Source organism: Actinophytocola sp., from assembly GCF_050699915.1.
In the GTDB taxonomy this organism is placed as follows: Bacteria; Actinomycetota; Actinomycetes; order Mycobacteriales; family Pseudonocardiaceae; genus Actinophytocola.
In genome coordinates this window covers 1-15,360 of the sequence record NZ_JBOHGA010000160.1, presented here as the reverse complement: position 1 = coordinate 15,360, position 15,360 = coordinate 1, and the positions used below count along the sequence as shown (strand labels likewise).

At 70.6% G+C, this 15,360-nt stretch carries 15 protein-coding genes; 6 read left to right on the top strand and 9 right to left on the bottom strand.

Going from position 1 to position 15,360, the window contains the following annotated elements; genetic code table 11:
- From ACRDSK_RS23895 to ACRDSK_RS23885, 3 genes are all read left to right on the top strand, one after another.
- Window positions 1-730: GNAT family N-acetyltransferase (locus ACRDSK_RS23895; protein WP_431443477.1), on the top strand; the 730-nt coding region annotated here is incomplete at its 5' end.
- Between the two features lie 75 nt (window positions 731-805).
- Window positions 806-1,291, top strand: coding sequence for a sigma-70 family RNA polymerase sigma factor (locus ACRDSK_RS23890; protein ID WP_431443476.1), 486 nt, complete (start codon window positions 806-808; stop codon window positions 1,289-1,291).
- A complete protein-coding gene (locus tag ACRDSK_RS23885) occupies window positions 1,284-2,525 on the top strand; it encodes a hypothetical protein (protein ID WP_431443475.1) in 1,242 nt (413 codons plus the stop codon). Before ACRDSK_RS23890 ends, ACRDSK_RS23885 begins: the two co-directional genes overlap by 8 nt.
- Before the next feature lie 11 nt (window positions 2,526-2,536).
- On the opposite strand, the gene ACRDSK_RS23880 is transcribed toward ACRDSK_RS23885, so the two are convergent.
- The 4 genes from ACRDSK_RS23880 to polA form a co-directional block, all read right to left on the bottom strand.
- Entirely contained in the window at window positions 2,537-3,106 is a 570-nt protein-coding gene (locus ACRDSK_RS23880) for a hypothetical protein (protein WP_431443474.1), read from the bottom strand.
- Window positions 3,107-3,240: 134 nt separating this feature from the next.
- Window positions 3,241-3,666, bottom strand: a complete 426-nt coding sequence (locus ACRDSK_RS23875; RefSeq protein ID WP_431443473.1) for a VOC family protein — start codon at window positions 3,664-3,666, stop codon at window positions 3,241-3,243.
- Between the two features lie 30 nt (window positions 3,667-3,696).
- Window positions 3,697-4,080 carry a helix-turn-helix transcriptional regulator gene (locus ACRDSK_RS23870; RefSeq protein ID WP_431443472.1) on the bottom strand — a complete coding sequence of 128 codons (384 nt, stop codon included), beginning with the start codon at window positions 4,078-4,080 and terminating at the stop codon, window positions 3,697-3,699.
- 452 nt (window positions 4,081-4,532) lie between these two features.
- On the bottom strand, window positions 4,533-7,274 hold the full coding sequence (gene polA / locus ACRDSK_RS23865) for a DNA polymerase I (protein WP_431443471.1): 2,742 nt from the start codon (window positions 7,272-7,274) through the stop codon (window positions 4,533-4,535).
- A gap of 118 nt (window positions 7,275-7,392) precedes the next feature.
- Here polA and ACRDSK_RS23860 point away from each other — a divergent pair, with 118 nt between their 5' ends.
- Window positions 7,393-7,773, top strand: a complete 381-nt coding sequence (locus tag ACRDSK_RS23860; RefSeq protein WP_431443478.1) for a PaaI family thioesterase — start codon at window positions 7,393-7,395, stop codon at window positions 7,771-7,773.
- A complete protein-coding gene (locus ACRDSK_RS23855; RefSeq protein WP_431443470.1) occupies window positions 7,770-8,675 on the top strand; it encodes an LLM class flavin-dependent oxidoreductase in 906 nt (301 codons plus the stop codon). Before ACRDSK_RS23860 ends, ACRDSK_RS23855 begins: the two co-directional genes overlap by 4 nt.
- A gap of 27 nt (window positions 8,676-8,702) precedes the next feature.
- Here the strand turns inward: ACRDSK_RS23855 and ACRDSK_RS23850 are convergent, their stop codons facing one another.
- The 5 genes from ACRDSK_RS23850 to ACRDSK_RS23830 form a co-directional block, all read right to left on the bottom strand.
- Window positions 8,703-9,419, bottom strand: coding sequence for an ABC transporter ATP-binding protein (locus ACRDSK_RS23850; RefSeq protein ID WP_431443469.1), 717 nt, complete (start codon window positions 9,417-9,419; stop codon window positions 8,703-8,705).
- On the bottom strand, window positions 9,416-10,297 hold the full coding sequence (locus tag ACRDSK_RS23845; protein WP_431443468.1) for an ABC transporter ATP-binding protein: 882 nt from the start codon (window positions 10,295-10,297) through the stop codon (window positions 9,416-9,418). Before ACRDSK_RS23845 ends, ACRDSK_RS23850 begins: the two co-directional genes overlap by 4 nt.
- Window positions 10,294-12,087 carry a branched-chain amino acid ABC transporter permease gene (locus ACRDSK_RS23840; RefSeq protein WP_431443467.1) on the bottom strand — a complete coding sequence of 598 codons (1,794 nt, stop codon included), beginning with the start codon at window positions 12,085-12,087 and terminating at the stop codon, window positions 10,294-10,296. The genes ACRDSK_RS23845 and ACRDSK_RS23840 overlap by 4 nt, the downstream gene beginning before the upstream one ends.
- Window positions 12,084-13,001, bottom strand: a complete 918-nt coding sequence (locus ACRDSK_RS23835) for a branched-chain amino acid ABC transporter permease (RefSeq protein WP_431443466.1) — start codon at window positions 12,999-13,001, stop codon at window positions 12,084-12,086. Before ACRDSK_RS23835 ends, ACRDSK_RS23840 begins: the two co-directional genes overlap by 4 nt.
- 86 nt (window positions 13,002-13,087) lie before the next feature.
- Window positions 13,088-14,323: a branched-chain amino acid ABC transporter substrate-binding protein gene (locus ACRDSK_RS23830; RefSeq protein WP_431443465.1), complete on the bottom strand. Its 1,236-nt coding sequence runs from the start codon at window positions 14,321-14,323 to the stop codon at window positions 13,088-13,090.
- A gap of 272 nt (window positions 14,324-14,595) precedes the next feature.
- Between ACRDSK_RS23830 and ACRDSK_RS23825 the strand changes: the two genes are divergently transcribed.
- Window positions 14,596-15,360: fibronectin type III domain-containing protein (locus tag ACRDSK_RS23825; protein WP_431443464.1), on the top strand; the 765-nt coding region annotated here is incomplete at its 3' end.

Here is a 15,360-nt window from a genome sequence, read left to right as displayed (position 1 = left end):
GGAGGTGTGGGAGCTGCACCCGCTGGTCGGCGCCGGCGGCGGGGTCGCGATGGACGCGCTGCTGCCGGACCTGCGGCGGCTGATCGAACGCGCGGCACCCGGGCCCGACTCCTCGTGCCTGGTCACCTGGCCGAGCCGGGACGTCGAGGTCGCCCGGTCGCTGCTGGCGCACGGGTTCGCTCCCCTGTCGACGCTCGCCGTGCGGACCTCGCCGTGCGCGGACGAGGCCGGCGAGGACCTGCCGGTCCGGCTGGCGACCACCCGGGACATCGCCGTCGCGCTCGAGCTGGAGCTGGCCGAGCTGACGTACTCGGCACAGGTCGGCGCCGCGATCGACCGGCCGGACGCCCGCCGGGTCAAGCGCGCGGCACTGACCCGGCACCTGGAGCAGGATGACCCGGTGTGGCTCGCCGAGCGAGACGGGGTGGTGGTCGGGCTGGCCCACGGCCGGCTCGTCGACGCGGAGCCGGGCACGCCGACCGGCGCCCGGCTGCCGGTGGGCCGGTGGGGGTACGTCAACTGCGTGTCGGTGCGCCCCGAGGCCCGCGGCAGCGGCGTGGGCCGGCGGCTGATGGCGGTCGCCCACCGCGAGCTGGCCGGACGCGGTGCCACGGGCACGTTCCTGTACTACAACCCGCCCAACCCGCTGGCCTCGGTGTTCTGGCCCCGGCAGGGCTACCGTCCACTGTGGACCATGTGGGAGGTCCGGCCGGCCGGGGCCCTTCGCTAGCTATCGAAACACCTCCGGGAACCTGGCGTTTGGCTCGTGACTCTTGCACGGTATACGAGCCGGACAGGAGCGAACGTGGTCGACGGGGATTGGTTCGCGCAGTTGTACCAGGAGAGCTACCGCAGCCTGGTACTGACCGCGTATGCCCTGCTCAGGGACATGAGCGAGGCGGAGGACGTGACGCAGGAGGCGTTCGCGGTCGCGTACGGCCGGCGCGCGCGGGTCTCGCGGATGGAGAGCCCGGAGGCGTGGGTGCGCACTGTCGTGGTCAACCTCGCCCGCCGCCGGTGGCGCCGGCGGGCGACGCTCGACCGGATCCTGCGGCGGGAGCCCGAAGTGCCCGAGGAGGGCTTCGGCGAGCACCTCGACCTGCACGCGGCGATCCGTGCACTGGGGCACGAGTACCAGGCGACGGTGGTGCTGCACTACCTCGCCGACCTGCCGGTCGACACGGTCGCGTCCATCTTGGACGTTCCGGTCGGCACGGTGAAGTCCCGCCTCTCCCGCGCCCGGGCGGCGCTCGCGGCACAGCTTCGGACCGAGGAGATGCACGATGCCTGACCTCGACCTCGAAGACGAGCTGGCGCGGCTACGCGACGGCGTGCGGGAGACGCTGCCGGTGCCCGATTTCGACCAGGTGGTCGGGCGGCACCGCCAGCGGGTGGTGCGCCGGCGCATGCAGATCGGCGCCGTGGTGGCGGTGCTGGTGGTCAGCCTGGCGGTGCCGCTGCTGCGTGAGCAGATGATCCCGGACCCGCCACCACCACCCGTGGCGTCGACCCTGACCAAGGGGCCGTTCATCTCCGGGGTGGGCTTCATCGACGCCGAGCACGGGTTCGTGATCCGGGCAAGGTGCGCGGGCAGGCCGGTCTCGTGCAGCGAGGCGCTGCTCGCGACCGACGACGGCACGCGCTGGGACAAGCGGCCGCTGCCGCGGCCGGACTCGGCTCCCTCGTGGGCCCGGGGCTGGATCAGCGTTCTGGGCACCGACGAGCTCACGGTCGACTGGCCGCTGTCCCCCGGAACCGAGGGCACCCGGTCCTACCGGATGCACAGCACGGACGGCGGCCGGACGTGGGACGAGGTGGCGGTGCCAGGCGTCGTGACCGAGACCGTCTCGGCGATTCCCGAGCACGGGGCCTTGATCGAGACGTGTGCCGAGCTCGTCGGCGGCGGCCAGAAGTGCGCCGAGCGCACCTTCGCCGTGGTGCAGCCGGGGTCCGGGGAGTCGGCGCTGCTGGCGAACCGACCGCCGCTGACGGCGATGGCCGCCGGCTCGGAGCCGACCCTGGACGGCCGGTGGTGGGTGGCGGGCCGTGACCCGAGGACCGACAACTGGGGCCTCGCGGTCAGCGACGACGACGGTCGCACGTGGACGACCACGATCCTGGACTGGGCGCAGAGCGTCGACCCCTACGGCTGGTCGGTGGTGTCACAGGGCGGCACGCTGTACGCGACGGCGATCGGCGCGCTGTCGAACACGAGCAACGGGCTGCAGGGCGTCTTCCGCAGCGCCGACGGCGGTCGCACCTGGGAGCAGACGTGGCGGCCCGCCGATGACAAGCAGCCGCGCCGGGTCTTCTCGAGCACGGTCGCGGGCGAGGACGGGTCGCTGACCATCAACGCGCCCGACGGGATGTACCTGAGCAGGGACGGCGGTCGCACGTTCACCAAGATGTCGCAGCGGTATCCGGCCTACGCGGGCCAGACGCGGACCGGCTACATCGCGGTGTCGGGGACGAGGGTCGTGATGTCGACCGACGGCGTGCGGTGGCAGGAGTTGAGGATCGGTTAGCCCCTGGGGGTTCAGCGGTGCACCGGGCGGAACTCCCCCACCTGGTGCACCGCCGGGGGCTTGCCGGCCAGCGCGCGCCGGACGCCGGCCAGCACGCCGGTCGAGATCTCCTGGTGGGTGAGCCACCGGGTGCGCCCGGCGTGCCGGACGAAGCCGAGCACGATCTGCTGGGTGGGATGGCCGTCGAGGACCGGGTCCGGGCAGCCGCCGACCGGGTTGGCCGACGCGCTGCCGTGGACCTCGACAACCGGAGCCTGCGGGGCGAGCAGCGGGGCCACCGCGCGGAGCACGGAGATCCGCTCGGTCCGGTGCACCCAGGCGACGAGCAGGTCCGCCGGCCCGCCGAGGGCGCGCGCGGCGCCGTCGGCGAGCGCGGCGGGCTCCGACCAGGTGGCCTGGACCCAGAGGGCCTTGCGGTGTCCGTTGCCGTTCCCGTCGCCGTTCCCGTTGTGCTCGACGGCCGGGATGGGTGCGTAGCGCCGGCTCGGCAGCACGACGTGCCAACCGTCGGCGACGAGGGCTTCGGCGCAGCCGGCCAACATGCCGGTGCCGCCGAGGACGAGGGCCCGCTTCCGGCTCATGACTCCCCCTCGCAGGCTCGGTGGAGCCACTCGCGGTCGCCCTGTGTCATCGATCGCTCGCCAGCTCGCTCAGAGCCTCCGCAGCTCGGACTCCGCCCGTCACGGTACCCGAGCGCGGGGCATTTGCGCGGTTCTCAGCGGGTCTCGGTGAGGCTGAACCAGTTGCCGGAGTCGTCGCGGAAGACGGCCTCGACGCCGTACGGTCGCTCCGCCGGCTCCTGCAGGAAGACGACGCCACGCTCGGTGAGCTCGGCGTGGGTCTTGTGGCAGTCGTCGGTGATGAACACGCCGCCGCCGATCGCCCCCTTGGCGACGAGCGCGCGCAGCTCCTCGGTGTTCTCCGGCGAGTGGCCCATGGCGCAGTCGGCGAGGATGTACTGGACGTCGGGCTGGGACGGCGGGCTGACGGTCAGCCACCGGAAGCCCTGGCCGGCGCCCTCGAACTCCTCGCCCATCGTGATGTCGTCGCGCACCTCGAAGCCGAGCTTGTCGACGTAGAAGTCCTTGGCGCGATCCTGGTCGAGGACGTAGATCGTGGCGTGCGAGAGCTTGGTGATCATGTTCGCCTTTCTGTTCGGTGTGGACCGAACCTAGGGCGCGCCTTGGTCGGGCTGCTTATCCGCGATTGCTGTGGGCCGCGCCCACGCCCGGACGAAACACCCCGGTATCGGCGGCGGTCCACCTCGGGCGACCATCCGGCGGCGGTACTCCGATGGCGAGCACCCGACGAGCTCGGTGAACCGCCTCGAGAACGAGCCGAGGCTCGTGAAGCCCACGACCATGCAGACCTCGGTGACGGTCAGGTTCGCTGCGGCGAGCAGGTCCTTGGCTCGCTCCACGCGGCGGCGACTCAGGTAGCCGCCTGGGGTCTCGCCGAAGGCGTTTCTGAACTCCCTCGCGAAGTGGTAGCGGGAGAAGCCGGCCTCGGCGGCCATGGCGTTGAGGTCCAGTGGTTCGGCGTAGCGAGCGTCCATGAGGTCTCTGGCGCGCCTTAGATGGACTACCGCTTCCACGTTGTTCCTCGGCTCTGGATCAGCGGTTGATGAGCTGCGGCTGGGGTGGTTGGCGTGCAGCTTAAGGCCGCTCAGCTCATTGTAAAGTCCCCGCGCCTCACCCAGCGCTGGTCTTGTTCCGTCGGCGGGGACTTGACAACGAGCCTCCCTTCGCGGCCTTGGGCACGCCCTTTAGGGGCAGGCCTGGCGGCCTGCCCGATTTGCGCACACCACCCACCCCAGCCGCCGAGGAATGAGGTTGAGGAAGGTTCGCCTCGTCCGCCAACGAACGCGAAGTCCTTGGGTTGCTCCGCGTCCTGTCCAAAGTGGCCCGACCAAAGCGAAACGCTCACCCGCCCACCAGGCCGCACCAGACTTGCCAACGAGCGCACTGGGCGCACCCTCCCCCACCTCCGGCCTTCCTCTCCCGACCCTCAGTGAGCCGCGTCGTTCCAGGACCGTCCGAACCCGACCGACACGTCCAGCGGCACGTCCAGCTTGTAGGCCCCGCCCATCCCCTTCCGCACCAACGCCTCCGCGGTCTCCCGCTCCCCGTCGGCGACCTCGAGCACGAGCTCGTCATGCACCTGCAGCAGCATCCGGGTACGCAGCGAGGCCGCGCGCAGCTCGTGGTCCACGTTCAGCATCGCCACCTTGATGATGTCCGCCGCGCTGCCCTGGATCGGGGCGTTCAGTGCCATGCGCTCGGCCATCTCCCGGCGCTGGCGGTTGTCGCTCGTCAGGTCCGGCAGGTAGCGGCGCCGGCCGAAGATGGTCTCCGTGTACCCGTCCATGCGGGCCTTCGCCACGATCTCCTGCAGGTAGTCGCGCACGCCGCCGAAGCGGTCGAAGTACTCGTCCATCAGGCCGCGGGCCTCGTCGGTGGAGATCCGCAGCTGCTGGGACAGGCCGTACGCCGACAAGCCGTACGCCAGGCCGTAGTTCATCGCCTTGATCTTGGCTCGTTGGCCGCCGGTGACCTCCCCCGGCTCGACCGAGAAGACCCGGGCGGCAGTGGCCGCGTGGAAGTCGAAGCCCGACTGGAACGCCTCGATGAGCGCCTCGTCGGCCGACAGGTGCGCCATGATCCGCATCTCGATCTGGCTGTAGTCCGCCGTCATCAGCTCGGCGAAGCCCTGGCCGACGATGAACGTGTCGCGGATCGTGCGGCCCTCGTCCGTGCGGATCGGCACGTTCTGCAGGTTCGGCTCCGTCGACGACAACCGGCCCGTGGCGGCGATGGTCTGGCTGTACGTCGTATGAATACGGCCGTCGTCGGACACCGACTTGATCAGGCCCTCGACCGTCACCTTCAGCCTGCTCGCGTCGCGGTGCTCCAGCAGGTGCCGCAGGAACGGGTGCTCGGTCTGCTCGTGCAGACCGGTCAGCGCGTCCGCGTCGGTGGTGTAGCCGGTCTTGGTCCGCTTGGTCTTCGGCATCTGCAGCTCGTCGAACAGCACCACCTGCAGCTGCTTCGGCGACCCGAGGTTGATCTCCTTGCCGATGACCTTGAACGCGTCCTGCTCGGCGTCGCGCACCCGGGCCGCGAAGCGCGCCTCCTGCGAGGCCAACAACTCGGTGTCGACCGCGATGCCGACCGCCTCCAGGTCGGCCAGGACACGTTGCAGCGGCAGCTCGATCTCCGCCAGCAGGTTCGTGCCGCCGGTCTCCTCCAGCGCCACGTCCAACGCGTCGGCCAGCTCGGCGATCGCCCGGGCGCGCACGATCTCCGACTCCGCGACCTGCGCCGCGTCGCCCTCCTCACCGTCCAAAAGCGACAGCTGGCGCTCCTCGGGCTGCTGCTCCACCCGCAGCTCCCGCTTGAGGTACCGCAGCACCAGGTCGTCGAGCGCGAACGAGCGCTGGCCGGGGCGCACCAGGTACGCGGCGAGCTGGGTGTCCGTGGCGAGCCCCGCCAGCGCCCAGCCGTGATGCCGGACCGCGTGCAGCGACCGCTTCACGTCGTAGGCCAGCTTGGCCACCTTCTCGTCGGCCAGCCACGCCGCCAGCGCCTGCTCGTCGCCCTCGTTCAGTGTGGTGACGTCGACGAAGGTGCCCGTGCCGTCCACGAGCGCGATCGCCACCGAGCGCAGCTCGACCGCCTCCCCCGCCGCTCCGGTCGACGCGTCGCGGAACGACAGGCCGACCCGCGAGCCGGCCGGCGCGTGCTTGGCCAGCCAGGCGGGCAGGTCCCCCGGCTCGAGCGCGCCGCCGCTGACCTCGAAGCCGTGCTCGGCCTCCGGCTCGGCCGTGGTCAGCTCGGCGAACAGCCGGTCGCGCAGCACCCGGAACTCCAGCTCGTCGAACAGCCGGTGCACGGCGTCGCGGTCCCACTGCCGCCTGGCCAGGTCGTCGGGCGTGATGCCCAGCGGCACGTCCTTCATCAGCTCGGTGAGCTGGCGGTTCATCATCACGTTGGCCAGGTTCTCGCGCAGCTTGTCGCCGACCTTGCCCTTGACCTCGTCGACCCGGTCGACGAGCTCCGCGAGCGAGCCGAACTCGTTGATCCACTTGGCCACGGTCTTCTCGCCGACGCCGGGGATCTTCGGCAGGTTGTCCGACGGGTCGCCGCGCAGCGCCGCGTAGTCGGCGTACCGGTCGGGCGTGACGCCGGTCTTCTCGTGCACCTTCGCCGGGGTCATGCGCCACATCTCGGACACGCCCCGAGACGGGTAGAGCACCGTCACCTGGTCGCTGACCAGCTGGAACGCGTCGCGGTCACCGGTACAGATGAAGATCTCGAAGTCCTCGGCCGCGGCCGCCGTGGTGATGGTCGCGATGAGGTCGTCGGCCTCGAAGCCCTCCTTGGCGAAGGACGGGACGGCGAGCGTGACCAGCACGTCCTCGATGAGGCTGATCTGGCCCTTGAACTCGTCCGGCGAGGCGGAGCGGTTGGCCTTGTACTCCGCGTACTGCTCGCTGCGGAAGGTCTTGCGCGACACGTCGAAGCACACGGCCACATGCGTGGGTTTCTCGTCCCGCAGGAGGTTGATCAACATCGAGGTGAAGCCGTAGACCGCCTCGGTGTGCTGACCGCTCTTGGTGACGAGGTTCGCCTCCTTCAGCGCGTAGAACGCCCGGTAGGCCATCGAGTGGCCGTCGACGAGCAGCAACCTCCGCTCGGGACCGGCTTTCGCGCTGGTAGGAGCTTTGCGTGTGGCGGGCGTCTCAGGCACAGGGCGAGTCTAGGGTGGAGCACTGACACTGGTGACGGCCCACCAGCGAGGAGAGAACGCGTTGATCACCCCTGACAGCAACTTCCCGCCCGGCCTGCCCGGGATCCGCGCGGACCTGATGGATCAGTGGCTGCCGTCGCGGATGGGCATCGAGGTCACCGAGTGGGACCCGAAGCGGGTCGTCGCCACGATGCCGGTGGAGGGCAACCTCCAGCCGTACGGCCTGCTCCACGGGGGCGCGAACGCGACGCTCGCCGAGACCATCGGGTCGGTCGCCGCGGCGCTCAACGCGGGCATCGACCGGGTCGCCATGGGGCTCGAGCTCTCGTGCACGCACCACCGCGCGGTCCGGTCGGGCAGCGTCACCGGCGTGGCCACGCCTCTGCACGTGGGGCGGAGCACATCGACGTTCGAGATCGTGATCACCGACGACGAGGGCCGGCGCACCTGCACCGCTCGGCTGACCTGCATCGTCCGCGAACGCCCGCCCGGCGCATGACCGGGGCGAGGACGACGCTCGGCGTCGTGTTCCGCCCGCAGCTGCCGCCCGAGCGGCTGCGCGGCGTCGTCGCCGCGGCCGAGGAGTCCGGCCTCGAGGAGCTGTGGCTCTGGGAGGACTGCTTCTTCGAGGGCGGCGTCGCCACCATGGCCGCCGCGCTGGCGTGGACGTCCCGGCTGCGCGTCGGCGTCGGCATCATCCCGCTGCCGCTGCGGAACGTGGCGCTGACCGCGATGGAGACGGCCACCCTGGAGCGGCTGTTCCCGGGCCGGATGGTGCTCGGCGTCGGGCACGGCGCACAGGAGTGGATGGAGCAGACCGGGGTGCGCCCGGCCTCGCCGCTGACCTCGATGCGCGAGCACCTCACCGCGTTGCGGGCGCTGCTGCGCGGCGAGCGCGTCACCACGTCCGGCGACTACGTGCGGCTCGACGGCATCGCGCTCGACTGGCCGCCGGCCGCCGCGCCCGCGGTGTACGTCGGGGCGACGAAGCCGCGCTCGCTTCGGCTGTCCGGTGAGCTGGCCGACGGCACGGTCCTCGACCAGCAGCACAACGCGGCCGCCGTGCGCCGGGCCCGCGAGGTGATCGACGAGGGCCGCGCCGCCGCCGGGCGCACCGAAGACCACCCGATCGTGGTCTACCTGCACGCCACGACCGGCCCGGACGCCGCTGCCCGGTTGCGCCGCGAGCTGGAGGTCTGGGGCGTCGAGTCCGTCCCCGACCTCGGCGTGGCGGGCGACGCCGAGACGGTCGCCGAGGCCGTGCACAAGCTGGCCGACGCCGGCGCCGACTCGGTGATCCTCACCCACACCGCGGACGAGCCCGACCTCGAGGGCTTCGTCAGGTTCGCCGCGGAGCAGGTCCGCCCCCTCGTGCCAGGAAGGACGCCATCCGGACGTTGAGTGTCCGGATGGCGTCCTTCCTGGCGGTCAGGACTGGCCGAGGTAGGCGGCCCGCACCCGCTCGTCGGCGAGCAGCTCGTTGCCCGGGCCTTCCAGCGTGGTCGCGCCCAGGTCGACCACGTAGCCACGGTCCGCGAGCGCCAGCGCGGCCAGTGCGTTCTGCTCGACCAGCAGGACCGTCGTGCCCTGCTGCTGCAGCTCCTTGATCGTGTCGAAGATCAGCTGCGTCATGATCGGCGACAGGCCCATCGACGGCTCGTCGAGCATCAGCAGCCGCGGTCGGGACATCATCGCCCGGCCGATCGCGAGCATCTGCTGCTCGCCGCCGGAGAACAGGCCCGCCTTCTGCGACCGCCGCTCGCCGAGCACCGGGAACAGCCCGAACACCCGCTCCATGTCGGCCCGCACGCCCGCCTCGTCCTTGCGGGTGTACGCGCCGAGGCGCATGTTCTCCTCGACCGTCATCCGGGCGAACACCCGGCGACCCTCCGGCGAGTGCGCGATCCCCCGGCTGAGGATGGTGTGCGCGGGCGCCTTCGTGAGCGACTCGCCCTCGAACCGGATGTCGCCGCCACGCGGGCGCAGCAACCCGGAGATCGTGCGCAGCGTGGTCGTCTTCCCCGCGCCGTTCGCCCCGATGAGGCAGACGATCTGGCCCGCCTCCACCGTGAACGACACGTCCCGGACGGCCTCGATCGCGCCGTAGGCCACGCTCAGGTTCTCGACCTCGAGCAGGGCTGTCATTCGCCGGTCTCCTCTCCGGTGTCGGGCCTGCGGTGCTCCACCACTTGCCCGGCGGCGGCCGCCTCCGTGAGCGAGGCCTCCACTTCCTCGCGCGGCTTACCGAGGTACGCCTCGATCACCCGCGGGTCGTCCCGCACGGTCTCCGGTGTGCCCTCCACCAGCACCTCGCCCTGCACCAACACGGACACCGAGTCGCACAGGCCGAAGATGAACTTCGTGTCGTGCTCGATCACCACGACCGACACACCCGTGTCGCGGATCCGGAAGATCAGCTGCCGGGCCGCCTCGGTCTCCTGCGGGTTCATGCCCGCGGTCGGCTCGTCCAGCAGCAGCACGTCCGGCTCGGTGGCGAGCGCCCGGGCGATCTCCAGCCGGCGCTGGTCGCCGTAGGGCAGGTTGCGCGCGACCTCGTCGTCCAAACCGGACAGTCCGACGAACTCGAGCAGCTCCGTGGCCTTGTCCCGCGCCGCGCGCTCCTCCCGCTGGAACCGCGGGCCGTGGAACAGCGACGCGAGCGGGCCCTGTCGCATCCGGATGTGCCGGCCGACGAGCACGTTCTCCTGCACGGTCATGTTGGGGAACAGCCGGATGTTCTGGAACGTCCGGGCGACCCCCGCCGTGGTGACCTTCGCCGGGTCCTGCGGCAACTCCTTGCCGTGCAGGCGAACCGCGCCCCGGGTCGGCGTGTAGAGCCCGGTGAGGCAGTTGAACAGCGTCGTCTTGCCGGCGCCGTTCGGCCCGATCAGGCCGACGATACGGCCCTCCTCCAGGTTGAGCGAGACGTCGTTGAGCGCGGTCAGACCACCGAAGATCATGGTCACGCCGGTCGCCTCGAGCACGGTGTCGGCCGCGCTGTGCCGTGCCGCCGCGGCGCTCATCGGTCGCCCTCCTTCTTCGGGCTCGACGGGGCCCGGTGTTCTCGTTCGAGCTCGGCCTCTTGTTCCAGCACGGCCTTCTCCAGGACCTCGTCGATCGACTTGCCCTCCGCTGTCTCGCCGGCGAACTCGGCTCGGCGGACCCGGTCGGGCACGAGGCCCTGCGGCCGGAACCGCATGATGAACACCAGCGCGAGACCGAAGGCCAGCAGCCGGTAGTCCTCGAACTCACGCAGCTTCTCGGGCAGCACGAACAGCAGCGAGGCGCCGAGCACGGCGCCCGGGATCGTGCCCATGCCGCCGAGGATGACCGCGGCGAGCAGCGTCACCGACTCCAGGAACTTGAAGCTGTCGTAGGACGCGGTGCCCAGCTTGTGCACGAAGATCGCGCCGGCGAGGCCGGCGAGCGTGGCGCCGACCAGGAACGCGAGGATCTTGGCCCGGCCGGTGGCGATGCCCATCGCCCGCGCCGCGTCCTCGTCCTCGCGGATCGCGATCCAGGCACGGCCGATGCGGCTGTTCTTGAGGTTCGCGAACACCGCCATGATCGCCGCGACCACCAGCACGATCAGGAAGTAGTACATGACACCGGTCGGCAGGTCGGTGCCGAAGAGCTGGATCGGCTGGTTGAACGCGGTGCCGAACATCTCGATCGGCGGGATGCCGGGGATCGCGCTCGCGCCACCGGTCAGGCCGCCGATGTCGTTCTGCGCGGTGCGGTAGAAGATCTCACCGAAGGCGAGGGTCACGATCGCCAGGTAGTCGCCGCGCACCCGCAAGGTCGGCGAGCCGACGATCGCGCCGAACACGCCGGCGACCGCCGCCGCGATCAACGCGGCGACCGGGAACGGCAGGTTCCAGCCGACCGCCGAGGCGCCCGCGCCGGAGAGGTTCGCCGCGACGAACGCGCCGATGCCGAGGAACGCCACGTACCCGAGGTCGAGCAGACCGGCGAGGCCCACCACGATGTTCAGGCCGATCGCGGTCGCCGCGTACACGCCGATGGTGGCCGCGACCTGCATCCAGTACTGGCTGCCCGCGTCGGTGAACGGCAACGCGAACGCGCACACCAGCAGCACGACGAGGCTGAACCCGCGGTGCTCCTCGGACAGCCGGGACACCCAGCGGGTGACGCCCGCGCCGTGCAGCGCGCCGAGCAGCCCGCCGGCGAACCCGAGGAACGCCAGGAAGATCGGGCCGGCGTAGGGGAACGCGGCCCCGCCGATGCCGCCGACGGTCAGCGTCAGCGACACCAGGTACAGCACCGCGACGAACGCGACGATCAGCACGACCCAGGCCGCGATGCGCCCGGACCAGCCGGTCCGGCCGAGGATCCGCGTCGACCAGTCCGGGATGTCCTCGAGCGGCATCGCCGACGCGCCGAGGACCAGCGCGTACCCGCCGACCAGGCCGACGATGGCGCCGAACGCGAAGTTGCCGTCGGCCGAGGTGATCGCGCCGAGCCCGCCGCCGTCGCCGACGATGAAGAGCCCGGTGATCACCGACATCGCCATGCTGCCCCAGCCGATCGCGCGTAGCACACGCGACTTGCCCGGTGTCGGAGCGAACACCGCGATGAGTGCCGCGGCGCCGAAGAGCAGCACCTGCCAGCGGAACCCGGTGAGCTCGAACGGCGCGTCGAAGTACTGCAGCGTCGCCTTGTCCGGGTACGCGCCGTCGTTGAGCAGGAACGTCGCCCACGGCAGCATGGCGGCGATCAACAGCAGCACGCCGCCGATCGCGCTGACCGGGCGGGCCAGGGCGGGTGGGAGGAATCCGGTCAGCTTCGTCATGCCCGCACCCTCTCCGCCTCACCGAACAGACCCTGTGGTCGGAACACCAGCACGAGGATGAGGACCACGAAGATCCACACGTAGTCGTACTGGGTGCCGCCCGGCAGGTACTGCCCGCCGAGGTTCTTGATCAGGCCGATGATGAAGGCACCGATCACCGCGCCGCGAAGGCTGCCGATGCCGCCGAGCACAGCCGCGGTGAACGCGAAGATGCCGTTCTGGAAGCCGATGGAGTTGTCCACGTTGGTGATCCAGGACCCGTACAGCACACCGCCGATGCCGGCGAGGGCGGCGCCGATGATGAACGTCAGGACGATGACGCGGTCGGGGTTGACGCCCATCAGCCGGGCGGTGTCCCGATCCTGGGAGGTGGCCCGCATCGCACGGCCCATCCGGGACTTGCTGACGTAGGCCTGCAGCAGGATCGACAGCACGATCGACACGACGATCAGCAGGAGCCCCGACGCGGAGATCTCGAACAGTCCGAAGTCGACCTGGGCGTCGATGAACACCCGTGGGAACGGTTGCGCCGCGTCGGCGTCCGGGAACCAGATCCGGATCGCCTCCTGCAGGGCCACTGACACACCGAGCGCGGTGATCAGTGGCGCGAGTCTCGGTGCGTTTCTCAGTGGCCGGTAGGCGAAGCGCTCCATGGCCACCGCGATGGCGACCGCGACGATCACGCCTCCCAGCAACATGAGCGGCAACGCGACGTACCAAATCTCCTGCCAGCTCTCCGGCAACACCCACCGGTAGACCGCCAGTCCGCCGAACGCGCCGACCATGAACACCTCGCCGTGCGCGAAGTTGATCAGCTGGATGATCCCGTAGACCATCGTGTAGCCGAGCGCGATCAGGCCGATCGTGGCGCCCAGCACGATCCCGTTGGCGATCTGCTGTAACAGGGTCCCCACATCTACCTCCACAGGCGGTGGGGGTGGGCTGGGCCCACCCCCACCGTCGCTTCGTTGTTCACTGATAGATCGGTTGAACCCGAAGGTCAGCCTCCGAACTCACCAGTCTGCACGGCCTCCCACTTGCCACCGGACACCTGGTAGACGGTCAGCACCTTGTTCGTGCTGTCGCCGAACTCGTCGAACGAGACCTTGCCGGTCGCGCCCTCGGCGTCGTACTCGCCGGTGTTCTTGACGAGGTCCTCACGCATGGAGTCGGCCCACTCGCCGTCACCGATCGTCTTGCCCAGCGAGGTGACGATCGCGTTGGTGGCGTCGTAGGAGAAGGCACCGTAGGCGCTGAAGCCCTCCTTGTAGCCGGCCTTCTCGTACGCCTCGACGAACGCCTTCGCGCTGTCCAGCTCCTCGGTCGGCGCGCCGACGGAGGTGGCGAGGTCGCCGTCCTTGCCGCCGAGCTCGATGAACGCGTCGTCGAAGATGCCGTCGCCACCCATCACCGGAACGTTCAGTCCGGCACCGGCGAGCTGCTTGGACAGCGGGCCGGCCTGCGGGTACTGGCCGCCGAAGTAGACGGCGTCCGGGTTGAACGGCTTGACCGCGGAGATCGCGCCGGAGAAGTCGGTGTCCTTCTCGCCGACCTTCTGGCGGGTGACGATCTTGGCGCCCTTGGCCTGGGCCTGCTTGGTGAACGTGTCCGCGAGGCCCTCACCGTAGGTCAGACCGTCGGTGACGATGGCGATGTTCTTCTTGCCGGCCTTCTCCACCAGGTAGTCGGCCGCGTACGGACCCTGCAACCCATCGGTCGTGCAGGTGCGGAAGTACGTCTTGTACGGCCGCTTCGGCGCGGTCTCGAAGTCCTCGCCCTTGGTGAGCGTGTCGTTCGTGTTGGCCGGCGAGATCTGCAGGATGCCGGCCTGGTCCAGAATCGGCTGAACGCTCTGCGACACCGACGAGTTCAGCGTCGAGACAACGCCGACCACACCAGGGGTCGACGCGAGCTTCGTCGCGGCCTGCGCGCCGAGCTGCGGGTTCTTCTGGTCGTCCTCGGCCTGTACGGCGAGCTTGTACCCCTTGACGGCACACTTCTCGTTGGCCTGGTCGACGGCGAGCCGGGTCGAGTTCTCGATTCCCTTGCCCAGGGCCGAGAGCTCACCGCTCAGCGGAGCGATGACGCCGACGACCAGCGTGCCCTTGCTGGTGTCGCAGGCGGCCTGGTTTTCCCCGCCACCAGCCGGCGCCTCCTCCTTGTTAGTACCGCAAGCCGCCAGCAGCAGTACTCCGGCTGCTACCAGAGCCGCGGCCTTCACCGTCTGGTTTCGCACGTGACGTCCCTTCTACACACACTCTTCGTCCGAGCATTAGCGCATAGCATGCCGAACCCCACCCTCGTCCATGTCGGAGGGCTGGGCCGGAACGTAGTAACCAAAGCGGTGCGAGTCACGCACCTAGAGCCCTCGTGACCAGACTGCAACGAAACTGCAGACCGGCGTCCGCTCACCGGACGAAGCGGGGCTAATCGGTCATCGGTGGGTCACACGATCTCAACTTCACAACGCACCGGCCCCAGCCGCCGGACGCCTCCTAACCTTTCCTCGTGCCCTCCCGGAACCGGCTGCTGGCTTGGCTCGCCGGTGTCCTGCTCTTGGTCGGCGTCGTGGCCGTCCTGCGGACCACCGAGCCCGAGCCGGACCAGGCTGAGCCGGCGGTGCGGGTGGACCGGTTCGCGTCGAACTTCGTGGTCCTGCCCAGTGCCGGGCGCCGGCCGGAGCCGCCGGAGAGGATCTTGGTCACACCCGGCGCCGGCCGGCTGCGGCTGTCGTGGGCGGACGGCCTGGCCGGCGGGACGGCGCCGCCCGGCGTGATCGGCTACGACGTGCGCTGGCGCATCGACGGCGAGCGCGCCGCGAGCCGGCTGGTCGCCGCGCCGGACGTGCAGCTCGACGGGCTGACCGACGGCCGGCGGTACCGGGTGGAGGTGCGCGCCGTCGACGCGTTCGGGCAGCGGTCGCGGCCCACCGAGTTGATCGCCGTGCCGGGCCACCAGGACCGCGCCGAGTTCGCGGGGCTGACCGGGATGTACGACGACTTCGCGAATCCGGCGTCCGCGCTGGAGAGCTCGCCGGAGTCGCGCTGGCACGTGTCCGGCTACCGCGGCTGCGTCGGCCTGGGCGCCGGTCAGGTGGAGGGTTCGGGGTTGCCGATCGACCTGGGCTGCGGCGCGGACATGGCGGTGCTGCGGTCGCGGGCGCCGATGCGGCTGACCGCGCCGCGGGGCGCGGACGGGGTGCTCGGCCGGGTCGTGGTCGGCACGGACGCGGCGGGCCCGGGCGGCGAGCTGACCGTCGACCTGGTGCCGGGC